Origin of the sequence: Haloarcula pellucida, assembly GCF_014647235.1 — an archaeon.
Lineage (GTDB): Archaea > Halobacteriota > Halobacteria > Halobacteriales > Haloarculaceae > Haloarcula > Haloarcula pellucida.
Genome location: NZ_BMOU01000003.1, coordinates 175,761 through 200,545, shown reverse-complemented (window position 1 = coordinate 200,545; position 24,785 = coordinate 175,761). Strand labels below are relative to the sequence as shown.

Genomic DNA, 24,785 nt, shown 5'->3' with positions numbered 1-24,785 from the left:
GCTTCGGACTGATTAAGCTATCGCCGTCCGACGGAGCGGCCTCGAACACGTGATTTATTGGCACGGCCCGCGAGGCGACGGGCATGACCGTGGAAGCGACAGCCAACCTCGCCAGCGACCAGCCATACGTGACGTCGTTCGACGCGACAGTCCGTTCCGTCGACGGCCGCGACGTGACGCTGAACCAGACGTACTTCTACGCCGAAGGGGGTGGCCAACCGGCCGACGAGGGCACACTCGCCGGCGTCGACGTCGTCGACGTCCAGCAACGCGACGGTGAAACGGTCCATACACTCGCTGAGACACCCGAAATCGAAGTCGGCGAGACGACAAGCGGCGAGATAGACGAGCAGTTCCGGACGTACAGCATGCGGGCCCACACCGCGAGTCACGTGGTCTACGGCGTCGGCCGGCAACTGTTCGACAGTCACGGCTACGGCGGGTTCGACATCGGTGAGGACACCGTCCGCCTCGACTTCGACGCCGACGCGGACGCCGACGAGGTGAACGCCCTCACGTTCCAGCGCATGGCCAACGAGGCCGTCTGGGACAGTCGGTCGGTGGAGTGGTACGAGATGGACGTCGAGGAGGCACACGCGGACGACGACATCGTGTTCAACCTCGGCGACGCCGACCCGGCGGACGGCGTCCGCATCGTCGAGATCGACGGCTGGGACGTCTCGGCCTGTGGTGGCACGCACGTTCGGAACACGAACGAGATCGGACCCATCGAGGTCGTCGACGTCTCGAACCCGGGCGCAGACCTCGTCCGCGTCGAGTACGCCGTCGGGCCGTCGGCGATACAGCGCCAGATAGACCGACGACGGAGCGCGTCCCGCGCCGCGGACACGCTCGATACGAGCGTCGAGGATCTCGGACGGCGGGCACAGGGGCTGTTGGAGGAGAAGAAGTCGCTACAGGCCGACAGCGAGGATCTCCGCGAGCGCCTGCTGGACGCGCGCATCTCGTCGCTGGCGGCCGACACGACGGCCAGAGGCGGAGCGGCGTGGTTGGTCGGCACCGTCGACGGCGTCGGTCCCAACACCGTCGCCGACCGCGTGGGAGCGCTGGACGACGACGTAGCGGACGTGGTCGTCCTCGTCGGACGAGACGGGGCGACGTTCGTCGTCGTCGGCACGGACGGCGAGACGGACGCGAACGACGTTATCGACGACGTGACGGGCGAGTTCGGCGGAGGCGGCGGCGGCCAACCGACGCTCGCACAGGGCGGCGGCCTCGGCGCCGACCCCGAGACGGTCGTCGAGCATCTGCGCGGCGAGTAACGCGGGGTCCAGCGACGAGTACGGCGGGCCGGAACCTCGTCACGTCGGCTGGCGGACACGACGAGTGAACGCGGTGGACGCGAACACATCCTATCCCCCACTTGTCAGCTACACTAACATTATTACGGCGGTGCGGGGAACGTCCGGGTGAGATGTCTCTAGACGACGACCCACAGGACCCGATTCCGACGGACTACGACATCGCACAGTCGACAGACATGGAACCCATCTGGGAACTCGTCGAGCCGTGGGGCCTCGGTCTCGACGACCTCCAGTACTTCGGGGAGTACACCGCGAAGGTCAAACATCACGCCATCGACCGTCTTCGCGAACGAGCGGAGGACAACGAGCAGAACCTCGTGCTGGTAACGGGGATGACGCCGACGCCGAAGGGCGAGGGGAAGACCGTCACGACAGTCGGTCTGGGCCAGACGCTCAACCATCTGGGCGAGGACGCGATGATCGCCATCCGCGAACCGTCGCTCGGCCCGGTGTTCGGCGTCAAGGGCGGCGCGGCCGGCGGCGGCCGGTCGCAGGTCCTTCCGATGGAGGACATCAACCTCCACTTCACGGGCGACCTGCACGCGCTGACGGCGGCCCACAACCTCATCGCGGCGATGCTCGACGCCCGCCTCTCGCAGGGTAACGACCTCGACATCAACGTCAACGACGTCGCGTGGAAGCGCGCGCTGGACATGAACGACCGCGCGCTCCGCGAGACGGTCGTCGGACTGGGCGGCGAGAGCGGCGGGACCCCGCGGGAAGACGGGTTCAAACTGACGGCGGCCTCCGAACTGATGGCCGTCCTCTGTCTCGCCAGCGACCTCGAAGACCTCAAGGAGCGCATCTCGCGCATCATCGTCGCCTACGGCGAGGACGGCGAGACCATCACGGTCGACGACATCGAGGCGACGGGGCCGGTCACGATGCTCCTCCGAGACGCCATCAAGCCCAACGTCGTCCAGACTATCGAGGGGACGCCCGCGTTCGTCCACGGCGGCCCGTTCGCGAACATCGCCCACGGGACGAACTCGCTCATCGCCGACAAGGCCGCGTTCGGCATGGGTGACTACCTCGTCACCGAGGCCGGGTTCGGGTCGGACCTCGGCGCCGAGAAGTTCATGAACATCGTCTGTCGTCTGGGAGATATGACGCCGAACGCCGTCGTGCTGGTCTCCTCGATCCGTGCGCTCCAGTACCACGGACTGGACCAGTGGCCGGTCGACTTCGACGAGATCGACGAGTCCGGCGTCGACGCCGTCGAGAGGGGCTTCGAGAACCTCGACAAGCACGTCTCGAACCTCCAGCAGTTCGGCGTCCCGGTCGTCGTCGCGCTCAACCGCTTCCCCGACGACACCGAGGAAGAGGTACAGGCAGTGCTCGACCACTGCGAGAACGACCTCGGCGTGCGAGTGGCCGAATCCGAAGTGTTCGAGAAGGGCAGCGAGGGCGGTGAGGACCTCGGTAACCACGTCATCAGCGCCGTCGAGGAGAGCGACGAGGACGAGTTCGAGTACCTATACGACGAGGAGGCCCCCATCAAGGAGAAGATAGAGACCGTCGCCACCGAAATCTACGGTGCCGACGGCGTGAAGTTCACCGGGGGCGCGCTGGACGACATCGACCGCATGCAGGACCTCGGCTTCGACGACGTGCCGGTCTGTATGTCGAAGACGTTCCACTCGTTCAGCGACGACGCAAGCAAGAAGGGCGCGCCGGAGGGCTGGGAACTGGAGATCAGCGAGGTGTACCCGTCGGCCGGTGCCGGCTTCATCGTCGCGCTGACCGCCGACGCGCTGACGATGCCGGGACTCCCACAGCGTCCCGCCGCCGCCGACATGGACATCGACGAGGACGGCAACATCACCGGCCTGTTCTGAGCAGGCGAGCCTCACGCTGTCCGAGCCGTTTCCTGCGCCGCTGTTCGTTCCCGTTTTCGTTCGTAGACTGTCTCAAAATACGTAGCCGTCGGCCGGGCGCCTCAGCGAGTCGCTGCCGACGCGGAGTGTCGCCGCACCGACTCGCGGAACTGCTCGCGGTCGGCGTCGGTGAGCGACCCGGCCTCCGCTCTGGTCGTCGTCTCCGTCGCCGTCTCGACGCCGCGCATCACCTCGCACATGTGCGTCGCCGTGACCTCGACGGTCACGCCGCCGGCGTTCAGTTCTTCGGCCAGCCCCGTCGCGATGTCGTGGGTCAGCGCCTCCTGTGTGGTCAGTTGTCGGGACTGCCACCGGACGTAGCGGATGAGCTTCGAGAGGCCGACCATCTCCTCGTCCGGTCGGTACGCGACGTGGGCCACGCCGTCGAACGGCAGCAGGTGGTGTTCGCACATGCTGTGCAGTGGAATGCTCGTCTTGACGACGAGGCTGTCCGTCTCGGCCTCGAACGTTCGCATAACTGGCTTCTCCTCGTGTCTCGTCCCCTCGGTGAGCGTCTCCAGCATCGCTGGGACGCGGCGGTACCACGTATCGTAGACACCTGCCTCGTCGGGGTTCCGCCCGACCGCTTCCAGAAGCAGTCGTGCGCCCTCTCGGGCCTTCTGTTCGTCGAACCCGGCCATCGGACCGGTCGTCTCGCCGCCAGTGTCGTACTGGAACTCGGCCTGCTGTTCCTGCGAATCCATTACGTCGGACAAACGGAATCCAGCGTATAAAACTACTGTCGAGCGGGGCCGAACCGCCGTTCGACCGGTGTGCGTAACAGCGTTAACGCTGTGAAAAATACGTAACTCAGAGTGAACTGTCGAGATACGGAACGGTAGAGTTTCGGGAGCGAGTCGGCCTCAGTCGTCGCCGGCGACGCTCCCGGCGCCGGCGTCCGGCGTCCGCAGCACCGTCTCGTCCGTCTCGGGACCGAGCGGTTCCAGACGCACGCTCGATACCTTGTACTCGGGGATGCCCGCGGTCGGGTCGAACGTCTCGCCCGTGAGTTTGTTCACCGCGCCGGCCGCGAAGTGCATCGGGATGAACAGCGTCCCCGGCCCCACTCGGTCGGTGACCTGCGCTTTGACGACGATGGACCCACGGCGGGACTCCACCCGGACGTACTCGCCGTCGGCGACGCCCAACTGCTCGGCGGTGTCGGGGTGAATCTCCACGAAGCTCTCGCCGACGTGGCTCATCAGCCCCTCGACGCGCCGCGTAATCTGGCCCGTGTGCCAGTGGTACAGCACGCGCCCCGAGGTGAGCGTCAGCGGGAACTCCTCGTCCGGCAACTCGCCGGGATGGCCGCCGTCCGCGGGGACGAACCGGGCGAGGCCGTCGTCGTGGTTGAAGTTCCCCTCCTCGTAGTCGTAGAGGTACGGCGTCCCTAGGTGGTCCTCGTCCCAGCAGGGCCACTGGAGGCCGTGTTCCTCGCCGGATTCGAGTCGGTCGTAGGTGACCCCGCCGTAGATGGGCACGAGCGAGTTGATTTCGTCCATCACCTCGCGCGGGTGGTCGTAGTCCCAGTCGTATCCCAGTCGGTTCGCCAGCGCCTGCGTGATCTCCCAGTCCTGCCGGGCCTCGCCCGGTGGCTCCGCCGTCGGGCGCACCCGCTGGACGCGCCGCTCCGTGTTCGTGAACGTGCCGTGTTTCTCCGGTGACGTCGCGGCCGGCAGAACCACGTCGGCGTACTCCGCGGTTTCGGTCATGAAGATGTCCTGCACGACGAGGAACTCCAAGTCTTCGAGCGCCTCGGCGGCGTGCTGGATGTCCGGTTCCGACAGCGCCGGGTTCTCCCCGACCACGTACATCCCACGGAGGTTGCCCTCGTGGGCTTCGGCCAGCATCTCCGGTACTTTCAGCCCGGGTTCCTCGGGCGGGCGCTCGCCCCACGCCTCGGCGAACTTCTCGCCCACCTCGTCGTCAGCGGGGTCCTGATACCCCGGGAGACTCCCGGGGAGAGTCCCCATGTCGCCGCCGCCGCCCTGCACGTTGTTCTGGCCCCGGAACGGCGAGAGGCCCGCACCGGGCTTGCCGAGTTGGCCGAGCAACAGCGCGAGGTCGGCCATCGCCAGCAGGTTCTCGGTGCCGTGGGACTGCTGGGTCATCCCCATCGCCCAGCCGAAGACGACGGTGTCGGCCTCGGCCAGCGTCTCGGCGGCCGAGGCGAGTTCGTCCGGAGAGACCCCGGCCAACTCCTCGACTGTCTCCGGCGTGAACGCCTGCACCTTCTCCTTTAGGTCCTCGAAGTTCTTCGTGTTGCGCTCGATGAACGCCGTATCCTGTAAGTCGTTCTCGATGATGTAGCGCATCAGGCCGTTGAGCCACGCCACGTCGTACCCCGGGTTGGTGCGGGTGTACTGGTCGGCGTGCTCGGCGATGCCGACTTTTCGGGGGTCGAACACGACGAGGTCCGCGCCGTCGCGGACGTTCTGTTTGATACGCGTCGCCAGCACCGGGTGCGATTCCGTCGTATTGGACCCGCTGATGAGGTAGGCGTCGGCCTCGCCGATGTCCTCGTTGATGCGGTTGGTCATCGCGCCGTAGCCGACCGTCTGTTGGAGCGCCGCCACGGTCGAGGAGTGACAGAGGCGGGCGCAGTTGTCGACGTTCTTCGTGCCCAGCACCTGTCGGGCGAACTTCTGGACGAGGTACGCTTCTTCGTTGCTCCCCTTCGAGGAGGCGAGACAGCCGAGCGCGTCGATACCGTGCTCGTCCTGTATCTGTGAGAGTCGGTCGGCGACGTAGTCTAGAGCCTCGTCCCACTCGACGGCTTCGAACTCGCCGTCGTCGTTGCGGACCATCGGTTCAGTCACGCGCTTCTCGCTGTTGGCGAACTCGTGGCCGAACTTCCCTTTCACACAGGTCGAGAAGTTGTTAGCCGGCGCCGTATCGGGGTCGTCGACGGGGACGACCCCCAGCGAGTCGCCGTCTTTGCCCCACATCTCGAACCGGCAGCCGACGGCACAGAACCCGCAGGTCGTCTCCTGCTTGTCTATCTTTCCGAGGCGGTACTTGCTCACCATGCTGGCCACGTCGAACAGGCGGCCCTCCGGGAGCGTGTTCGCGGCGATGCTCTCGGCGGTGTGTTCCGCCGCGAGGAACGCCTCGTTCCCGAACTGCTTGGCGAGGTCACCCGCGTTGCGCTTGGCCTTCGAGACGAACTTGGCCAGCCCTTTCTCGTCGCCGACGAGCGGTTCGGCGGCCCCGAAGGTGCGGTTCGGTGCCGTCGTGTCGTCGATGGTCTCGACGTCCTCGTGTTCGATGACCTTCCCGACGGAGTTCCGTTGGGTGAATCCGGGGAGCGGGAGCGTCGCAGCCCCGCCGATACCCTTCTCGGTGAGCGACCCGGTCGGGCAGACGGTGGCACAGTGCCCGCAGGAGACACACTCCGAATCGCCCATCGTCTCGGCGTCCGATTGGAAGCCGATGCGGGTGTCCTCGCCGTGACCCTCGATTCGGAGGACGCCCTCGACCTGTACGTCGTTACAGGCGTCGACACACCGGTTACAGAGGATGCACTTGTTGCGGTCTATCTGGATGAACGACGACGTGTCGTCGATAGGTTCGTACTCGTCTCGCTCGTCGAAGACGCCGTAGCGCGGGTGGTCGACGCCCTCGCTGATGGCGGCGTCCTGCAGTTCACAGCGGCCGTTGCCGTTGCAGGTCGTACACCGCAGGTTGTGGTTCGAGAGGACCAGATCGAGGTTGACGCTTCGCGCTTCCTCGGCGTCCGGGGTGTCGGTTCGCACGTCGAGGCCGTCCTCGGCAGGGTGCGAACAGGAGGGGACGAGGCCGTGGGCGTCCGTCTCGACCATGCAGGTGCGGCATTCGCTACGAGGGCCGACCTCGTCGCTGCAGTCACCCTCGCGGTCGTAGTAACAGAGCGCGGGGACGTCCGCGTCCTCTAAGCCGTCGGCGCCGGGGTCGACCGAGACGCCACTCGCCGCTTCCATGGCGTCGACGAGCGTCGACCCGGGCGGGACGGTGACGGGTTCGCCGTCGACGGTGACGGTCGTCGGTGCGTCGCCGATGGTCCCCACGTCGGGGTCGTTGGCGGTGCCTGTCTCGAACTCGGCCGTGACCGGCGTCTCCGATCGCGGATCGGTGAGGTCGGGAACGCCGGGGAGTGTCTCGTCGGTACTCATAGTTGCTCCGTACAGGTGCCGGCCGGACAGTGGCCGTCTGCGTGTGCGCGAATCTCCGGTTCGAACTCCTCGATGGCGGTGGTCACGGGCCGGGGCGCGTGCGCGCCGACCTGACAGTTGCTGGACCGGCGCATCACCCGCCCCAGTTCGCGTATCTTCTCGGTGTCGAACGATCCGTCGTACACCTCGCGCAGGAGTTCGGCGAGTTGTTTGGTCCCCTCGCGACCGGGGACGCACCGACCGCTGTTCTCCGTGGCGGCGAACCGCGCTCGCTCGCCGACGGTCGCCAGCGCACAGCGGTCGTCGGCGAGCAGTTCCACGACGCCGTCCGTGCCGAGACCGGCGGCGCGCAAGGACTGTGCGGTCGGGGCAACGTCGAGGTCACGGGTGATACCGCCCAGAACGCCGCCGACGCAGGCCATCTTGAACGCGCCGTCCATCTCGACTACCTCCCGTACCGTGGTGAGGCTCCCGCCCGACCCCAGTTCGACGGTCGCCGGGTTCGCCACGTCGCCGGTGACGGTGACGAGTCGGGTCCCGGGGTCGGCGGCGTCGGTGTCCATCGTCGCTGGGGCCTGGATAGCCTGTCGAATCTGCGCGACGGTCCGGGGCGTGTGAATCACCGTCGGTCGGCCGTAGAGCCCGCGTTCGGCCGGCGTCGGCGGCTGGAGCCGCGGTTCGATGCGGTCCGCGCCCTCTAGCGCTTCGAGCGCCGCCGTCGGTTCGCCCGCCCGATACTCGTCGGGACCGGCCACCAGTTGGGGGACGACCGGAAGCGCTTCCGCGGCGGCGTCGACGGCCCGTTGCAGATGCCGGTGTAGCGGGGAGTCAGCCTCGTTCAGGTAGACGACGGCGTCCTCGGTGCCGACGTACTCGGCCACCGCCGCAAGCCCGTCGAGGACGGCGAACGGCGCGGCGGTGAGGAGCGTCTCGTCGGCCCGCGGCAGGTCGCTCGCGTCGTTGGCGTTGACGACGACCACCGGGTCGCCGTCGGCCTCGCGTGCGGTCTCCCACACGTCGGTCACCGGGTCGTCGGCCGCCGCGTCGCCGCGGCCGCGGCCGAGAATCCCGAACGCTGTCGCCGCCTCCGCGGTCCGGTCGGGTGAGACGAACGACCAGTCGTCCGGTTCGAGCGGGTCGGCCCAGCCACAGGGACCGAGGACGGTCCGTCGGCCGACCGAGAGCGGCCCCGCGTCCGGTATCGGGAGCGTCGGCGTCTCCGGGTCGTGGCCGACGACGGCCGTCGCCCCGTCGGTCGGGAGGTCCCCGTCTTCGAGCGTCGCGACGAGGTCCCGGACGAGCGACGGCGACGGGTCGCCGAACAGTGCTGTCTGGCCCGCACTCGTCAGCATGACGAGCGGGTCGTACGCCGTGGTGCCGGTCGGCCCCGTCCGGACGACCGGGACCGAGTCGGCGGAGTTCTGTGCCGCAGTTACGACCGCCTCGCCCGCGTCCGTCCGGACGTCTGTCGCCACGCGGACGAGGGGTGAGCGGCCGACGGCACCTGTACCTCGTGTCATTGGCTCGCACGAGGAGCCCGAAGGATAAAAATCCCATACGCGGCCCGGCAGTCGTCCGTCGACGACCCGCAGGTGACGACCACCGACACAACGAGTCCGTTCGCCGAAACGTTGGCGGACGGGACCGCACGGCCCACCGAAGCGATTAGGGACCTCTGTCACCGTATCTGAGGTGATGACGAACCCGCAATTCGAGTCGGTCAAGACGGACGCCGCGGCGGCCATCACCGAGGACGACCTGCACTCGGTGTACGCCGGCCTCGTCCACGGAGACGGCCGACACGAGTACTACTTCGGCAACGACACCGAATCGGCCGAAGAACTCCGCGAGGCTGCCGCAGTCCAGCTCGGCATGCTAGTGCGCGTGCTCGCGGACCGCTCGGACAGCAGCGTCGCGGAGATAACCGACCTCGCCGCCGAACGCGCCCAGAACATGGAACTGCGGTGACGGCGCGAGACCGCTCGCAGAGGGACGTTACGTCGTCGTCGCGATGGCCTCTATCTCGACGGCGGCGCCCTTCGGGACGGCGCCCGCACCGACGGCGCTCCGGGCCGGCGGGTCCTCGTCGAAGAACTCGCTGTACGCCTCGTTGAACTCGTCGAAGTCGTCGATGTCATCGAGGAACACCGTCGTCTTGAGCAGGTCGTCGATGGAGAGGCCCTCGGATTCGAGGATGGCCTCGACGTTCTCCATGCACTGCCGTGTCTGGTCGGCGACGGACTCGTCGTCCAGCAGTTCGCCGTCCGTCGTCAGGGGCAGTTGCCCCGCCGTGATGAGGAGGTCGCCATTGGTCGTCGCCTGACTGTACGCGCCGACCGCCGCCGGCGCATCGTCGGTACTGATTGTGCGCTTCACGCTCGCCCGTAGCCGGGCCGGTTTCTTAAACCCCGGTCGAGCGGCCCGCTGGCGCCACAGCACATCAACGGTGTGATGTGTTGTGTGATGCGAGCCAGTTACTGATTGATGACGACGATAGCGGTCAGCGCGAGTCCGATGCCGGCGACTTTCTGGGCCGACACCGGTTCGCCCAGCGCGACGGTACTGATGACCGCCGCCGTGATGAAGTACATGCCCCCGATGGTCGAGACGACGGCCGTAGAGCCGACTGAGACGCCGATGAACGTCGACACGACGCCGATGGCGGCCGCGATACCCGCCGCACCGGAGTACACCAATCCGCGATTAGTGACGGCTAGCGAGGCGTCCGAGGTGACAACGTAGACACCGGAGACCACTGCGGCCGTCGCGTAGGAGAGGAATGCCGCCATCACGGGGTCGATGCTGTTTGAGGCGACGTCGCCGAGGATTATCCAGAACCCCCACGCGATCATAGTACCGAGGCCGAACAGAACGGCCGGGTTCATTCGGCATCACCCGGTTCAGGCCCCGACACGTCGGTCTCGAAGAGATCGGTCCACGCGAACACGCCCGTCTCACACTGATGCATCGTCGGCAGTTCTCCCCCCGGGGTATTGAATCTCGTGCCGGAGCGTCAGCGGTACTGCGCGGGTATTTTTATGTCGAGACGGTCAATAGCTTGGTAATGGTTGACGTGCCAGACGAGCGCCGGGAACCCGCGCTGGAAGAGGTGTTCTATCCGACGGATCGGGTGCCGTTCGTCGAGTGGGAGCAGTTCTCCGGTGCCAGACCCACCGTCGTCCTGACCGGCGCCATCACGCTGCTCGCGTTCGTGACCGGCCTGTCGAACCTCAGCCAACCGACCTTCGCTCTCGACGGTCCGCTCACCGCAGTCGTGACCGTGCCGGTCGGGTTCGCACGGTTCTCGGGCGTCCTCTTTGCCTTCGTACTCGGCCTCGTCACCGTCGGGTTACAGCGGCGAAAGCGACTCGCCTGGCGCGCGGCGGTCCTCGCGCTGCCGGGCCTCGCGCTCCTGCCGCTTGCGACGCTTCAGACGACGGACGTGCCGCTGTTGGTCCTCGTCGTCGTCGCCGTTCCCTCGCTGGTCTGGAACAGGGCCGCCTTCGATCAGCCTGTCGACCTCTCGCCGCTGCAGATAGCGTCGCTAGCGGCGATGGTCGGCGTCGGCCTCTACGGCGTCGTCGGCTCCTATACGCTCCGTGGCCAGTTCCTCGAACTCGATACGTGGAGCGACGCGGTGTACTACGTCATCGTCACTATCGCGACGGTCGGGTACGGCGACATCACGCCGACGACGGTGCAGGCACGGTGGTTCTCGCTCTCGGTTATCCTGTTCGGTACGGGTGCGTTCACCGTGGCGGTGGGGGCACTCATCGTCCCGGTCATCGAGTCGCGGATGGCGACAGCGTTCGGAATCATGACTGCCGCAGAACTCACACTCCTCGAGGACCACGTCGTGGTGCTCGGGTACGGCGACGTGACGGAATCGCTACTGAACGAATTGCGAGACGAGACGGACGTCGTAGTCGTGACAGACGACGCCGAGACGGCCGCCGCCCTCCAGACCGACGGGGTGAGCGTCCTCACAGAGGACCCGACGGACGAGAGCGTCCTCTCGGACGCCCGCGTCGACACTGCCCGCGGAGTCGTCGTCGGGAGCAACGACGACGCGAGAGACGTCCTCGCCGTCATCGCAGCCAAGAACGTCGCGCCGGACGTCCGCGTCGTCGCGGCCGCAACGGAGGAGAAACACGTCGACAAGTTCGACTCGGTCGGTGCGGACGAGGTCCTCAACCCTCGAACCATCGGCGGCCGCCTCCTCGGTCGATCGGTACTGGGCGAGGTGACGACCCTGTCCGTGACCGACGACGCCGGCCCCGAGCGGTCCACAGACCCGGACGGCGGGGACGCCGGAAACTGAGTGCCCCCGTCCGGCCCGTGCGTGGGTACCGGGACCAGCGGGAGGGAGTCGGGCCGTCGACCGGTCCCGTGAGCAAGTCGACACCCGACCGCGTGTCACGGTGCCGAACCGCGTCGCGGACCCGACAGCGTGTCGGTGGCTACGATACTAATAAACCGATCCGAGACTGATTGTCAGTGTATGGCCACGTCAGCGGAAGGCGGCATCGGGCGAGTCGTCGCGAGCGTCCTCGCACCGTTGTGTGTCGTCTCGGGGGCCATCGTCCTCTCGGGCTTTTTCTTTCCGGCGTTCGTCGGCGAGGCGGTGAGCGGTGCGGCGTGGCTCGCACTCGCACTCCTGTTTTTCAGTTCCGGGCTCGGATACCTCGCGGTGTTGCCCCATCGACCGGACGACGCGCAGTCGGCCGACCGCTACCTCCTGAAGATCAGACAGACCGGACTGCGGGACGCTATCCGGACGTTCCTCGCCGGACAGGACCCGCTGACGCTGGGACTGCCCGTCGTCGTGTTCGTGCTGTTTTTCGGCCTGCAGGTCGCGTTACCGGACCGGACGTCGGCGGCGGTCGACGCCGCAACGGGCACGATTCTGCGGACCGGCGGCCCACTGTTCGTCGTCGCCGTCTTCATCGCGGTCTGTTACTGCCTGTTTCTGTTGCTCGGCCCGTGGGGCGACATCACGCTCGGGCCGGACGATACGGACCCGACGTACACATACCCGACGTACTTCACGCTCGTCTTCACTGCCGGCATCGCGGCGGGACTGGTGTTCTGGGGGCCAGCAGAGGCGCTGTTTCACTACGGCGACCCGCCGCCGTACTTCGGCGCCACGCCACGGTCCACAGCCGCTAGCAACGACGCACTGGTCTACTCGCTGTTTCACTGGGGCGTCTCGGCGTGGAGCGCGTACGCGGTCATCGGCGTCCCAATCGCGTACTTCGTGTTCGAGCGCGGCGCACCGCTGCGCGTATCGACCATTTTGGCCCCGTTCCTCGGCGTCTCGGGCCTCGACTCGGTGTGGAGTCGCCTCGTCGACACCCTCGCCGTGTTCGCCACCATCGGCGGTATCGCGACGTCGGTGGCGCTGGTGAGCCAGCAGTTCCTCGCGGGTATCTCGTTCCAGTGGGACGTTACCGTGGGCGGGACCGGGCCGTTGCTGTTCGTCGGCGGCCTGACGGCCGTCTTCGTCCTCTCGGCCGTCACCGGCATCCACCGCGGCATCCGCCGCATCGCCGGGCTGAACGTCGTGCTCTTTGGCCTGTTCGCTCTCGTACTGGCCGCCGTCGGCCCGCGTGCGTTCGTCGTCGAACGGGGTACCCGGGCGCTGGGTGGCTACGTCGTCCACTTCGTCCCGTTGAGTCTCCACATCGGCGGTGAGTGGGTCGCCAACTGGACGGTCTGGAACTGGTCGTGGTGGTTCTCGTGGGCGCCGTTCGCCGGCCTGTTCGTCGCCGCGCTCTCCCGGGGCAGGCGCGTCAGGACCGTCGTGTTCACGAGCGTCGTCGCCACCGCCGCCGCGACGGCGGTCTGGTTCCTCCTGTTGGGTGGAACCTCCCTGTTCGTCCAGCAGACGGGGCGAGCGGACATCCTCGGAGCGATTGCCGGCAGTAGTGCCTCGGAGGCCGTCGCCGGGTTCGCACTGTTCGCGTCGCTACCGCTCGGACGCCTCCTCTCGTTCCTGTTCCTGGCGCTCATCGTGGTGTTCATGACGACCTCCGCGGACACGTCGACGCTGGTCGTCTCGCTGCTCGCGACCCGGCGGGGACAGGTCCCCTCGACGGGCAGCGTCGTCTTCTGGGGCGTCTTTCAGGGCGCGGTGGCGACGGCGGTACTGCTCGTCGGCGGTGCGGGGACGTTACAGGCGCTCGCCGTGCTCACCGGCGGACCGTTCGCCGTCATCTCGGTGGTCGCAGTCGGTGGCCTGACGCTGACGTGGTACCGACACGAGCGAGGCCACACGTCGGTTCTCAGACGGGGGCTCGACCGACTCCCGTCGATTCAGACGCACCACGACGTAGACCCGCCCGAGGAGAAGTGATCCGACGGACCTCACTCAGACGCCGGCGACGTTCGTACAGAAGTTCTCGACGATCCGCTTGCCGGCGTCGGTGAGGATGCTCTCGGGGTGGAACTGCACGCCCACGTGCGGGCGGTCGACGTGCTTGACCCCCATCACGACGCTCTGCTCGTCGTCGGTGTGAGCCGTCTCGACGAGTTCGTCCGGCAGGTCGTCGTCCTCGACGGCCAGCGAGTGATAGCGACCGACCTCGAAGGGGTCGTCGACACCCTCGTAGAGACCGGTGTGGTCGTGTCTGACCTCCGAGGGCTTGCCGTGGACCACCTCGGGCGCGTGACCGACGGGCGACCCGTGGGCCGCACACAGCGCCTGATGGCCGAGACAGACGCCGAGCGCCGGGTAGGCGGTCTCGGCGAACACGTCGATAGAGACGCCCGCGTCGGCCGGCGTCCCCGGGCCCGGCGAGACGACGATGCCGTCCGGGTCGAGGTCGCGGATGTCGGCGACGTCGATAGCGTCGTTGCGCCGGACCTCCACGTCGTCGAACTCGCCGACGTACTGGACGAGGTTGTACGCGAAGGAGTCGTAGTTGTCGACGATGAGTATCATCGGACGCCCTCCATCGGGTCGGCGGTGGACTCCACGGCGAACGACCCCTGTTCACCGAGCGCTTCGTCCACGGCGTTGACGAGCGCACGGGCCTTGTCCAGCGTCTCCTGATACTCTTTGGCCGGCACCGAGTCGTGGACGACGCCGCCGCCGACGCGCAGGCGGTACTCGCCCTCGTGGCGGACCAGCGTCCGGATGGTGATGTTGAGCGTCGCCCGGTCGTCGAAGCCGAAGACGCCGATGCTCCCCGTGTACGGGCCGCGCCGGGTCGTCTCCACCTCGTCGATGATCTCCATCGTCCGTGGTTTGGGCGCGCCGGTGATGGTGCCGCCCGGGAAGACGGCGGCGACGGCGTCGGCGATGCTCACGTCGTCGCGCCGCCGACCCTCGACCAGCGAGACGAGGTGCATCACCTCCGAGTAGCGGTCGACGCGGCGGTACTCCGCGACGTCGACGCTGCCGTACTCGCTGACCTTTCCGAGGTCGTTGCGTTCGAGGTCGACGAGCATCGCGTGTTCGGCCCGTTCCTTCTCGTCGGTCGTGAGGTCACGCTCCAGATCGGCGTCTTCCTCGGGCGTGTCACCCCGGGAACGCGTGCCGGCGATGGGTTCTGTCAGCAGTCGGTCGCCCTCGACGTCCAGCAGCAGTTCCGGGCTGGCACTGACGAGGTCGACGCCCGGGAACTCGAGTAGTCCCGAATATGGCGCGGGGTTCACCCGCCGGACGGCGTCGAACGTCTCGACGGGGTGGACCGCCGCCGGGGCCGTCAGTCGGTGGGAGACGTTGGTCTGGAAGGTGTCGCCGTCGCGGACGTACTGTTTGATAGTCCGGACGCGGTCGGCGTAGGCCGCTTCACCGCACTCGCTCTCGAAGGTGGCCTGCTGGCTCGCGGTGGGGGGCGACTGGACGTGGCGGTCGCCGTTGAGTGCGGACTCCGCGACTGTCGTCGCCCGCTCCAGTCCGGCGTCGTAGGCCGCCTCGGCGTCGTCCTCGACCACCGGACACGCGGTCACCCGGAGGGTCACCTCCCCGTCGTGTGGTTCCTCCCACGCGGCGACGCAGTCGAACACGCCGAGTTGGAGACGGGGGAGGCCGTCCGTGACCGTCGTCGCCGGGATGTCTTCGAGTTCGCGGGCCACGTCGTAGGAGAGCCATCCGAACGCCCCACAGGGGTAGGGTACGTCACACTCTCCGCGCACGAGTGTCTCACGATCCAGCACGGCGTCGATGGCCTCGATACTGGGGCTTGTGTCGCCGTCCGGCGTCGCGTCTGCCCCGACTTCTACCAGTTCGACCGGGTCGACGGCGAAGTACCCCCATCCGGACTGCCCACCGGTGGTTTCGAGATAGACGCCGTCCTCGCCCGTCCGGGCGCGGCGGTAGGCCTCGAACGGGTCCGAGACGGTGATGCGTACTTCGACGGGCACGCGGGCACCGTCCGGTGCCGACGCGGCAGTTTCGACGAACGTTGCTCGCTCCGTGACGGTTCGTATATCACTCATCTGGTACTAGAGCCTCCGCGAGGGCCGATATGCAGCCCTCGATGTGGTTGCCTAACACCAAGCACTGGACCCGACAAAAACCTTGCGTGAACGGTGGATTCCGCCGAAACGGTTCCGGATTGGGAGCGCAATAGGGTGGATTCCGCGACGAACATCCGACGGTATTTCAACGGGCGGACTATTCCCCATCCGCGGTTATGTCGTCGGGGACTGAGGTGGTGAGCGAGTGCGGTGGCCACACAGTCAGGGGTCGACTGGTGTCGGTCCCGTCCCGTTCCAGCGGCGCACGGAGACCGAGCGTCGCCACCCACGACAGTGACATCACTATGACTACGATAATCGACGGCAACGAAATCGCGGACCGGATTCGGGCCGAGGTCAGTGCGTGTACAGAGACGCTCGCGGCGTCGGACGTCCGACCGGGACTCGCGACGGTGCTTATGAGCGACGACGGGGCCAGTGAGACGTACGTCTCGATGAAACAGCAGGCCTGCGAGGAGACGGGTATCGACGGCTTCCACCACGAGATCGACCCGGACGAGCCAGCGGCGGTGTTGTATGACCGCATCGACGAACTGAACGCGGACCCGACGGTACACGGTATCCTCGTCCAGATGCCGGTGCCGGACCACGTCGACAAACGCGAGGTGTTAGCGCGCATCGACCCGAGGAAGGACGTCGACGGCTTCCACCCCGAGAACGTCGGCCGGTTGGTCGCCGGGAACGCACGGTTCAAGCCGTGTACGCCTCACGGCGTCCAGAAGATACTGGCCGCGGAGGGCATCGAGACGGAGGGCAAAGACGCCGTCGTCGTCGGCCGCTCCGACATCGTGGGCAAGCCCATGGCGAACCTCCTCGTTCAGTACGGCGAGGGCGGCAACGCGACGACGACGGTCTGTCACTCCCGGACCCGGAACCTCGCCGAGAAGACCCGGAACGCCGACATCCTCGTCGCGGCGGCCGGCGTCCCCGAGATGATAGACGGCGACATGATTCAAGAGGGCGCGACGGTCATCGACGTGGGGATCAACCGCGTCGAGGCCGACACGGAGAAGGGGTACGAACTGGTCGGTGACGTGGACTTCGAGAGCTGTCGGGAGACGGCGGGCGCTATCACGCCCGTCCCCGGCGGCGTCGGACCGCTCACCATCGCGATGTTGCTGTACAACACCGTCAAGGCGGCGAGTCACCAGTCGGGCGTCGCGGTGGAACTCCCCTAGCCGAGCGGATGGCTCGCGACCCGCGTAGCCGCTTCCTCGGCGTGTTAGGAACCCGATAAGACGAGGTTCGTCGGGTCGGTCACGTCAGTGTGTCTCGACTGTGCCACACTCGGGACAGACGATTTCGACCTCACCCGACGCCGCGGACGACTCGATCAGGTTGTGCCCGTCAGCGCACTGCTCGTGTAAGTACACCTCGTGGTTCCCGTGTTGGTCGAGGACGATGTGGTCCCGTTCCGACGCCGAGACTAACCCGTGACAGTAGTGGCACTCTCCGCTCATACAGGAACGGTGGGAACCCGACGATAAATAACTAGCCCACAGACCGTCACAGGCTCCGACGGCGGTGCTCGCTTGTGGGGAGATTAAGCCGTCTTAACACTGCCACAACTAAGGCTATGCAGTGGAAACGTCGGGTATGGAATACGGATACACGGGTGACGCTCACGAACGGCTGTTCGAGTCGTATCAGGCGGACTCGGAGCCGTTCCCGGAACAGACGCCGATGGAGTTCCCGAAACGGGAACATCGACGGAAAGAGGTCGACATCCTCAAGCGACTGTTTTTCCCCACCTGCTGGAACTCCGACGAATTGATACAGGACGAACTGGCGGTGCTGAACAACCTCGATGCACTCGGTGCGCTCTTCTATGCCGGTATGCGGCCCTATTCCAACGGCGACATCTCGGAGACGGTCGCAAAGACTATCGACCGCCTCCCGGGGATTCGGCGTCGGCTCAAGAAAGACGTCGAAGCCGCCTACAAGGGCGACCCGGCGGCGAAGACGTACATGGAGATCATCCGCTCGTACCCCGGCTTTCTCGCTATCGAAGTCCAGCGCGTCGCACACGAACTGTACGAATTAGGTGCGACAGAGTACGCCCGCGAGTTGACCGAGTACGCGAAGACGGAGACGGGCATCGACATCCACCCGGGGGCCGAAATCGGCGACTACTTCTTCATCGACCACGGCACCGGCGTCGTCATCGGCGAGACGACGACCGTCGGCGACTGGGTCCGCATCTATCAGGACGTGACCCTCGGCGCGCTCCACTTCGAGGAAGAAGAGGGCGAGGAACACGCGCTGAAGAAGGGGTACAAGCGCCACCCCGACATCGGCGACCACGTCGTCATCGGTGCCGGCACCAAGGTACTGGGCGACATCACGGTCGGGAACCACGTCAGCATCGGCGCGAACTCGTGGGTCACCGAGGACATCCCCGACAACACCAAGGTGTTCGTCAGCGAACACCCGGAGCAGGAGCGAAAGCGTAACGACTAGTTCGGCGGTGTGCGGCCGTTCAGTCTGCGGGGCGTCGACAGTGCCAGTTACACGAGCGACAGACGAGGAGCCCGGAGCGGTGTTCGAGCGTCCCGCGACACGTCGGACAGGCCACTGGTTCGTTCTCACGCTCGACCCCGCCGCCCCCATCTGTTCGGACGGACCGATGGATCATACGGAGTCGCTCGGTCGGCCGACCGTTCAAGATTGACAGCGATATGTACACCGTTTTATACGGGCCGTGGTCGTGAGCGCACGGTCGACGTTCGACACCGGCAGAACGGGTCTGGATCGGTTCGCCGACGGCTTTATTCGCCGCGAGGAGATACAACGACGAGTGAGAGAGACGACGCTCCTCCGGGGCCGACCGCTCGCCGACGACGTCCTCGACGACGTACAGACGGATCTCGGCACGCTCCGTGCCCACGGGGTCAGGCCGACGCTCGGTACGGTACTCATGAGCGACGACGACGCGGCCGTCTCGTTCATGGACCGGAAACACGAGCGGTGTGACGCCGTCGGTGTCCGGACGAAGCGAGCGGACCTCTCTCCCGACGACTCGGCAGCGGCGCTCTACGACGCCGTCGAGCGGCTGGCGACCGACGACGAAGTGAACGCCCTGTTCGTGCAGGTGCCGCTCCCCGACCACGTCGACGCCGGGGCCGTCAGAGCACGGGTTCCCCCGGCGAAAGACATCGACTGTTTCGCCCCGGCGACGCTGGGGCGACTCGTCGCTGGCGACCCGCTGGTCGTCCCGCCGACGCCCGCAGCAGTCCTGAAGCTCCTCTCGGCGTACGACGTCGAGACGGCGGGCCGAGACGTGGTCGTCGTCGGGCGGACCACGGCCATCTGCAAACCGCTCGCGAACCTGTTGCTGGCCCGCGGACCGGACGGTGACGCGACGGTGACCGTCTGTCACACCGCGACGAGGGACCTCGCCGCGAAGACTCGCACTGCGGACATTCTCGTGACGGCCGCGGGCACTCCCCGACTCGTCGACGCGTCGATGGTGTCACCGGGTGTCAGCGTCGTCGACGTAAGCGTCAACCGCGTGCCGGCCGATACCGAGCGCGGGTACGAACTGGTCGGGGACGTCGACTACGAGCGCGTCGAATCGGTGGCAGGCGCGATTACGCCCGTGCCGGGCGGCGTGGGCCCGCTGACGCTCGCGTTCGTCCTCCGGAACGTCGTCGACGTGACCGCGAGACAGACCGGCGTCGACGTCGTCGACGGTCCCTGAGTGTCGTCCCCGACGGCACCGTTCCCACATCGAACTTAAATCGCAACGCATCTCCCGACCTATCTTTAAGTAGGAGCTCCGTCTGCGTCCGGGTGGGTTCCGTGAGCGGTCGAGCGTCGTAGCCCACTCCCGAACGCTGGTAGCGGATCCCTCTGGCATACTGTGGGTGCTTCCGACGCATCCACTTCTTCGGAGACGCACGATACCGACGACGGGAGAGAGCGTCGTCTCCCCCACTGCGCGTGTCGCCGTGACGACCGGCGTCCACACGGTCTGAAACCGATCCGACTGGAACAGCGCCGCAAAGACGACGTGAGTACCTGAAGAGTAAGGCCACATTATTTTGCCGCCAGTGTGACTACACCGTGTACGTGACTGCTAGTCCGACCCTGATATACACGCCCGACGACGACGAGGAGTTGAGTACCGCTATCGTGTCGGCGCTCTCGGACGCCAAGGGCAGGGACATCACCGAGGACGAATGTGTCCTGTACGACAGTATCGACCCGGACGCGCTGGACAAACTGTTCAGAGATCGGAGCGACGACGACACAGTCAAAGTCGAGTTCACGACTCACGGCGCGATCGTGGTTCTGTGGGGCAACGGTGACGTCACGATTCAGGTAGAGGACCTAGAGTCAGATCCGAATTACGCCTGATTCGAAGACAGGACCCCACACCACGTGCTGCGGGCCTGTCGCGGCCACAGACAGTCAACCGGCCAAGAACAAGAACGAAGACCCCTGTACCCGTTGGTAGGTGCATGCCATCACAGGATCAGGCAATCGTCGAAGACGTGATGTCGACGCCGCTCGTGACCATAGCACCCGACGCGACGGTCGTCGAAGCGGCCAAAGAGATGCGAGAGCGTGACATCAGCGCATTGCTGGTCACGACGGCGCCGCCCTCCATCGTGACGAGTACCGACATCATCGCCGCCGTCTCCGAGGAACGAGACACGTCGCAGCTAGACGTCGCCGATATCATGACCGAGTCCGTCGAGACGGTCCCGCCGGACCTCCGCCTCGTAGAGACGGCGGCGATGATGGAGAACTTCGGTATCAACCACCTCCCAGTCGTCGAAGACGACTTCGTCGGGATGATCTCCTCTACGGACATCACGGCCACGCTCTCGTAGTCGCTGGCCCCGGCGTACCTTCCGGCACTCGGACCGCTCGACGGGGAAACACACGGTGTATTTTCGTGTATACGTCCGGCCGCCTACGTGTGAAAGCGACGCCCCTCACTCTCTGGGACGGGTCAATCACCCGCTTTGTGACGCCTTCGTCGACGAGGGACGGCGATAGTCGATAGCTCCCGCAGCCGTATCGCCACCGACGCCCGCTAGAACCGCTCGACGGCCGCCTCGAACTCCTCGCGCGTGTTCAGGTTTTCGAAGGTCGCCATGGTCGTGTGACGGGTTATCTCCTCGCGGTCGACGACGACGTAGTCGACGTCGAAAAGCGCCTCGACGATTCTGTGCTCACCGTGATCGAGCGCTCGCTCACACGCCGCCGCCATCTCGTCGGCGCGATAGACCGCCTGTGTCGTCTGGAACCACTCGTCCGGACGCGGCACTGCGGCGTCGTACCCCGCCGCCCGGTCGAAGAGATAGTCCACGAACGACGGGTCGACGAACGGCATATCACAAGCGACGACGAGACCGTAGTCGCTTTCGGTGGCACGGAGACCACGGCCGATACCGGCCATCGGCCCCTCGTCGGGCGTGTCGTCGAAGGCGTACGTCGGAGCGACGCCACAACCCGCAAGAGCCGTCTCGATGTCGTCGGCCTGATCGGTCCGGCAGTTCACGACGAGTTCGTCGACGACCGGCGTGATTCGGTCGACGACGCGCCGAATCATCGGCGTTCCAGCGAGGTCCGCGACGGCCTTATCGCGGTCACCGAATCTCGTCGACCGGCCTCCGGCGATGACGACGCCTGCGCGCATGTTCGTCCCTACTCGACTCGACCTCAAGAAGGTTTCACCCCGAGCGCTATCGACTGTCCCCGGGACAGACGTGTGACAAGGCCCTTCTACCCGGAGCGCGAACGCGTGGCAATGAGCGAAGACGACACAGCGCTCTCGGTGGGGGAACTAGTCGAATACTGTCAGACACAGGCGAGACTGCTGTGGGGGCGCGTCGAGACGCTCGACGAGGAGACCGACGAGATACTGACAGAGATAGACGACGACATCGCCGACGTTCGAACACGACTCGACGAGCACTCGGCCGGCAGCGAGTCGGCTACGGACGACACCGACGAACTCGAAGCGCTGGAATCGGAACTCGAAGAGAGACAGGCCGTCGCCGAGGCGAAGCAGGCACGCCGCACCGCGTTTCAAGAGTTAGCTTCGGCCTACCTCGAACTGGCCGAAGACCTAGACGCGAGCGTCGACGACGGCGAGGAAGCGCTCACGAGTATCGTCCACTTCGAACACGAACACGACGCCCCAGCGTACTTCGAGGACCGACAGACTATCCTCGAGGCGGCGAGCGACTCGACATCGACGCCTAACGAATAGACTGCCCATCGAGGCGCGGAGACCACTCGACGCGTCTGTTTCGTTCCCAGCGACAGGCCGTATCTCGGTTCGAGTGTCGAAATGTCGGTAGTAGCTCTCTTCTCCGCATATATCACCTCGATTTGGTGATTTGGAAGTGTGAATTGCAGAATTTGCCAGCGGGCGTCCGCGATATGCGCTAATACGAGTGTGGATGTCGGGAAGTGGAGGTGCATATCCGGTCGTACGTCGATATATCGGCGAACTCGATCAGCGTTCTCTACCGTCGGCCGCTGGGGCGACAATCGTCGTCGGTCGGTCGCGGCGGCGCGATACCTCGAAGACGGCACTAACACAAGTACATTTGTTACAGTGGTGGCGGTGCTCGCTTCCGTCTACTCGCGTTCCGTGCCGTCGGTTTGCGAGAGCCGAACGACGAGTTTCGGCGTCGGAGATACCACGGCGGGCAGCGAACGTGCCACCGACGAACAAGGGGAGTCCGAACAGCGCAGGATGGGCGGTGCGACGACGGCGAGCACGGGATGGCGACGTCCGACGTTCGGCGGAGCGGTCCAAGACAGTCGTAGGCCCCGGCGGCTGCTGCGGTGTGTATCTGTCCGCCGAGTACAGGGCCCGATGGCTCCCCCGCGAGAGACGGCCGATCACCCGAAAACTGGCGACAGCCTACGAGAACTGCGAGTTGATCTCGATGACGTTGGCGGACCGCGTCACCATCTCCGGTAGCTCCTCCTCGTAGACCTCGCCCTCGAACCTGCTTGCCGGTCCCGAGACGCTGAGGGCGCCGACGACTTCCCCTTTGGTGACGACGGGGGCGGCCACACAGCGGAGTCCTTCGATTTTCTCCTCGCGGTCGAAGGCGTATCCCTGTTCGCGGATGGTCTCCAGTTCCGCGAATAGCTCCTCTCGCGTCGTTATCGTCGACGAGGTGAACTCCGCGAGGCCGTGCTGTTCGATTATCTCCTCGACACGGTCGTCGTCCATGTGCGCCATCATCGCTTTACCCAGCGAGATACAGTGTAGATACTCCCGGTCGCCGACCGACGACGCCGTCTGGACGGCCTTCTCGCCGCCGGTCTTGTAGATGTACACCGCGCGGCCGTGTTCTTCGGTCGCAAACTGGGCCAGTTCGCCGCTGTCGGCTGCAAGTTCGTCCAGTTCCTCGCGGACGACGTCGTATATCTGGAGTCTGTCCTTGACCGTCTCGGCGAGTTCGAGATATCTGAGGCTCAGACGGTAGAGGCCGTCATGTTTCACGACGTACTCGTTCTCGGCGAGCGTCGCCATGTGGCTGTGTACTGTCCCTTTCGAGTACTCCAGTGCCTCGGCGATCTCCGTGATACCGGCTCCGTCCCGTTCCTGCAGGAACTCGATGATGTTCAGCGAGATCTGAACCGCGTCCACCGTTCGTGACGTCGACGTCGTTCCCATAGTCGTCGTTGCGAGTACACCGTCATAAATGTTCGTCCGTTGCGAACGGTTTTTCGCGTTCGCAGGTGACGAACGCCGGGGAGCGGGTTGGCCGTAATCGCTCGGCGTTCGCGCGCTCGTAGGCCGATACGCGAGACCTAGCGGCGGAAATAACTGCGTCGTATCGGAGTCGTTCGACGGCCGTTCGCAGCAGCCGAACGTGCGCCGACGAGACGCTCACCGGCGCTCGAGTCGCCGAATTTCGGTCGGCGGGGAAAACAAATAATACGCGCCGACCACAGTGTGCACTCACGATGGTTAGCATCGACTATATGGCCCATCAGGAGCAGTATAGCCCCTCGCAACTGCTTGATTTCTCTGTGTCGGCCGCCGACAACGGATTCGACTTCATCTGGACCTCCGACCACTTTCACCCGTGGTTCCATACGGACGCCGAGGCAGGGTTTGCGTGGTCGTGGCTCGGCGCCGCCACGGAACGCATCGACGTCCCAATCGGCACCTGTGTGACACCGGCGGGCGAACACTATCACCCGGCGCTGATGGCACAGGCCTTCGCGACCCTACAGGAGATGCACGACGAACGGGTGGTTCTGGGTCTCTCGACGGGCGAGGCCATGAACGAGAAGCCGATGGGCCACGACTGGCCGGAGTACGGCGTCCGACGGAAGCGTCTCGAAGAGACGCTGGAAATCGTCCACGGGTTGTGGGAGAACGACGACTTCTACAGTTACGAGGGCGAGCACTTCACCGTCGACGACGCGAAGTTGTACACGATGCCCGAAGAGCGACCCGAAGTGCAGATTGCCGCCAACGGCCCGAGTACGGCGTCGTTGACCGGCGAGTACGGTGACGGCTTCATCACGGTCAAGACCGGCCACGAGTACACCGAGCGGATGTACCCGGCTATCCGGCGCTACGCCGAGGAAGAGGGCCGCGACCCCGACCAGATAGAGACCACGCTCCTCGTCATCGCGTCCTACGACGAGGACTACGAGCGTGCGCGAGCGTCGACCCGGCCGTGGTGGGCGACGACGCAGAACGTCTTCGACCGCGCGATGGCGAACCCGAAGGAAATCGAAGCCGAGGGCGAGAACGCCACCGAGGAGCAAATCGAGGAGAAGTTCCTCATCGCCGACGACCCGAGCGACGTCGCCGCGCAACTGGAAGAATACGCGGAGATGGGCTTCGACCGCATCGCGCTGGGGAACACCAGTCCCGAGCCAGAACGGTTCTTCGAAGTGATGGGCGACGACGTCATCCCGTCGCTGTAACTCACGAACTTCTGGCGGTC

At 65.8% G+C, this 24,785-nt stretch carries 22 protein-coding genes; 12 read left to right on the top strand and 10 right to left on the bottom strand.

The window, feature by feature from the left end:
* Nucleotides 1–83 precede the first annotated feature (83 nt).
* Nucleotides 84–1,283, top strand: coding sequence for an alanyl-tRNA editing protein (locus IEY28_RS10745; RefSeq protein WP_188997231.1), 1,200 nt, complete (start codon nucleotides 84–86; stop codon nucleotides 1,281–1,283).
* Between the two features lie 152 nt (nucleotides 1,284–1,435).
* A complete protein-coding gene (locus tag IEY28_RS10740) occupies nucleotides 1,436–3,163 on the top strand; it encodes a formate--tetrahydrofolate ligase (RefSeq protein WP_188997228.1) in 1,728 nt (575 codons plus the stop codon).
* Between the two features lie 101 nt (nucleotides 3,164–3,264).
* On the opposite strand, the gene folE is transcribed toward IEY28_RS10740, so the two are convergent.
* The 3 genes from folE to IEY28_RS10725 all read right to left on the bottom strand — a co-directional run bounded on the left by folE (nucleotide 3,265) and on the right by IEY28_RS10725 (nucleotide 8,873).
* A complete protein-coding gene (gene folE / locus IEY28_RS10735) occupies nucleotides 3,265–3,906 on the bottom strand; it encodes a GTP cyclohydrolase I FolE (protein WP_188997224.1) in 642 nt (213 codons plus the stop codon).
* A gap of 159 nt (nucleotides 3,907–4,065) precedes the next feature.
* Nucleotides 4,066–7,353 (bottom strand): formate dehydrogenase subunit alpha, encoded by a 3,288-nt coding sequence (gene fdhF, locus IEY28_RS10730; protein WP_188997221.1) that lies wholly within the window; start codon nucleotides 7,351–7,353, stop codon nucleotides 4,066–4,068.
* Nucleotides 7,350–8,873 (bottom strand): NADH-ubiquinone oxidoreductase-F iron-sulfur binding region domain-containing protein, encoded by a 1,524-nt coding sequence (locus tag IEY28_RS10725; protein ID WP_188997218.1) that lies wholly within the window; start codon nucleotides 8,871–8,873, stop codon nucleotides 7,350–7,352. The genes fdhF and IEY28_RS10725 overlap by 4 nt, the downstream gene beginning before the upstream one ends.
* A 175-nt stretch (nucleotides 8,874–9,048) precedes the next feature.
* Between IEY28_RS10725 and IEY28_RS10720 the strand changes: the two genes are divergently transcribed.
* Complete coding sequence (locus IEY28_RS10720) at nucleotides 9,049–9,321, top strand: DUF8113 family protein (RefSeq protein ID WP_188997213.1); 273 nt, start codon at nucleotides 9,049–9,051, stop codon at nucleotides 9,319–9,321.
* 27 nt (nucleotides 9,322–9,348) lie between these two features.
* Here the strand turns inward: IEY28_RS10720 and IEY28_RS10715 are convergent, their stop codons facing one another.
* Nucleotides 9,349–9,729: a Rid family detoxifying hydrolase gene (locus tag IEY28_RS10715; RefSeq protein ID WP_188997210.1), complete on the bottom strand. Its 381-nt coding sequence runs from the start codon at nucleotides 9,727–9,729 to the stop codon at nucleotides 9,349–9,351.
* 98 nt (nucleotides 9,730–9,827) lie between these two features.
* The gene (locus tag IEY28_RS10710; protein ID WP_166973673.1) at nucleotides 9,828–10,238 is read right to left on the bottom strand and encodes an EamA family transporter; all 411 of its coding nucleotides are present in this window, start codon (nucleotides 10,236–10,238) and stop codon (nucleotides 9,828–9,830) included.
* Between the two features lie 179 nt (nucleotides 10,239–10,417).
* On the opposite strand from IEY28_RS10710, the gene IEY28_RS10705 reads away from it, so the two are divergent.
* Nucleotides 10,418–11,674, top strand: coding sequence for an NAD-binding protein (locus IEY28_RS10705; RefSeq protein ID WP_188997207.1), 1,257 nt, complete (start codon nucleotides 10,418–10,420; stop codon nucleotides 11,672–11,674).
* A gap of 180 nt (nucleotides 11,675–11,854) precedes the next feature.
* On the top strand, nucleotides 11,855–13,708 hold the full coding sequence (locus IEY28_RS10700; protein ID WP_188997205.1) for a BCCT family transporter: 1,854 nt from the start codon (nucleotides 11,855–11,857) through the stop codon (nucleotides 13,706–13,708).
* Nucleotides 13,709–13,723: 15 nt separating this feature from the next.
* Here the strand turns inward: IEY28_RS10700 and IEY28_RS10695 are convergent, their stop codons facing one another.
* Both IEY28_RS10695 and IEY28_RS10690 read right to left on the bottom strand, forming a co-directional pair.
* Complete coding sequence (locus IEY28_RS10695; protein ID WP_188997202.1) at nucleotides 13,724–14,296, bottom strand: anthranilate synthase component II; 573 nt, start codon at nucleotides 14,294–14,296, stop codon at nucleotides 13,724–13,726.
* Entirely contained in the window at nucleotides 14,293–15,798 is a 1,506-nt protein-coding gene (locus IEY28_RS10690) for an anthranilate synthase component I family protein (RefSeq protein ID WP_188997199.1), read from the bottom strand. The genes IEY28_RS10695 and IEY28_RS10690 overlap by 4 nt, the downstream gene beginning before the upstream one ends.
* Nucleotides 15,799–16,124: 326 nt before the next feature.
* On the opposite strand from IEY28_RS10690, the gene IEY28_RS10685 reads away from it, so the two are divergent.
* Nucleotides 16,125–17,018, top strand: a complete 894-nt coding sequence (locus IEY28_RS10685) for a bifunctional methylenetetrahydrofolate dehydrogenase/methenyltetrahydrofolate cyclohydrolase (protein ID WP_188997197.1) — start codon at nucleotides 16,125–16,127, stop codon at nucleotides 17,016–17,018.
* 84 nt (nucleotides 17,019–17,102) lie between these two features.
* On the opposite strand, the gene IEY28_RS10680 is transcribed toward IEY28_RS10685, so the two are convergent.
* Nucleotides 17,103–17,300 carry a hypothetical protein gene (locus tag IEY28_RS10680; protein WP_188997195.1) on the bottom strand — a complete coding sequence of 66 codons (198 nt, stop codon included), beginning with the start codon at nucleotides 17,298–17,300 and terminating at the stop codon, nucleotides 17,103–17,105.
* A 136-nt stretch (nucleotides 17,301–17,436) separates the two neighbouring features.
* Between IEY28_RS10680 and epsC the strand changes: the two genes are divergently transcribed.
* From epsC to IEY28_RS10660, 4 genes are all read left to right on the top strand, one after another.
* Entirely contained in the window at nucleotides 17,437–18,300 is an 864-nt protein-coding gene (gene epsC, locus IEY28_RS10675) for a serine O-acetyltransferase EpsC (protein WP_188997191.1), read from the top strand.
* A gap of 247 nt (nucleotides 18,301–18,547) precedes the next feature.
* Complete coding sequence (locus IEY28_RS10670; RefSeq protein WP_229783111.1) at nucleotides 18,548–19,540, top strand: bifunctional 5,10-methylenetetrahydrofolate dehydrogenase/5,10-methenyltetrahydrofolate cyclohydrolase; 993 nt, start codon at nucleotides 18,548–18,550, stop codon at nucleotides 19,538–19,540.
* A 371-nt stretch (nucleotides 19,541–19,911) separates the two neighbouring features.
* Nucleotides 19,912–20,199 carry a HalOD1 output domain-containing protein gene (locus IEY28_RS10665; RefSeq protein ID WP_188997189.1) on the top strand — a complete coding sequence of 96 codons (288 nt, stop codon included), beginning with the start codon at nucleotides 19,912–19,914 and terminating at the stop codon, nucleotides 20,197–20,199.
* Nucleotides 20,200–20,339: 140 nt separating this feature from the next.
* Nucleotides 20,340–20,678, top strand: coding sequence for a CBS domain-containing protein (locus tag IEY28_RS10660; protein WP_188997770.1), 339 nt, complete (start codon nucleotides 20,340–20,342; stop codon nucleotides 20,676–20,678).
* 206 nt (nucleotides 20,679–20,884) lie between these two features.
* Here IEY28_RS10660 and mobA read toward each other — a convergent pair whose 3' ends face one another.
* Nucleotides 20,885–21,490: a molybdenum cofactor guanylyltransferase gene (gene mobA, locus IEY28_RS10655; protein WP_188997187.1), complete on the bottom strand. Its 606-nt coding sequence runs from the start codon at nucleotides 21,488–21,490 to the stop codon at nucleotides 20,885–20,887.
* 111 nt (nucleotides 21,491–21,601) lie between these two features.
* On the opposite strand from mobA, the gene IEY28_RS10650 reads away from it, so the two are divergent.
* Nucleotides 21,602–22,066, top strand: a complete 465-nt coding sequence (locus tag IEY28_RS10650) for a hypothetical protein (protein WP_188997184.1) — start codon at nucleotides 21,602–21,604, stop codon at nucleotides 22,064–22,066.
* A gap of 663 nt (nucleotides 22,067–22,729) precedes the next feature.
* Here the strand turns inward: IEY28_RS10650 and IEY28_RS10645 are convergent.
* Nucleotides 22,730–23,494 carry an IclR family transcriptional regulator gene (locus tag IEY28_RS10645; RefSeq protein ID WP_188997181.1) on the bottom strand — a complete coding sequence of 255 codons (765 nt, stop codon included), beginning with the start codon at nucleotides 23,492–23,494 and terminating at the stop codon, nucleotides 22,730–22,732.
* 293 nt (nucleotides 23,495–23,787) lie between these two features.
* Between IEY28_RS10645 and IEY28_RS10640 the strand changes: the two genes are divergently transcribed.
* Complete coding sequence (locus IEY28_RS10640) at nucleotides 23,788–24,765, top strand: TIGR03557 family F420-dependent LLM class oxidoreductase (RefSeq protein WP_188997178.1); 978 nt, start codon at nucleotides 23,788–23,790, stop codon at nucleotides 24,763–24,765.
* Nucleotides 24,766–24,785: the final 20 nt, after the last annotated feature.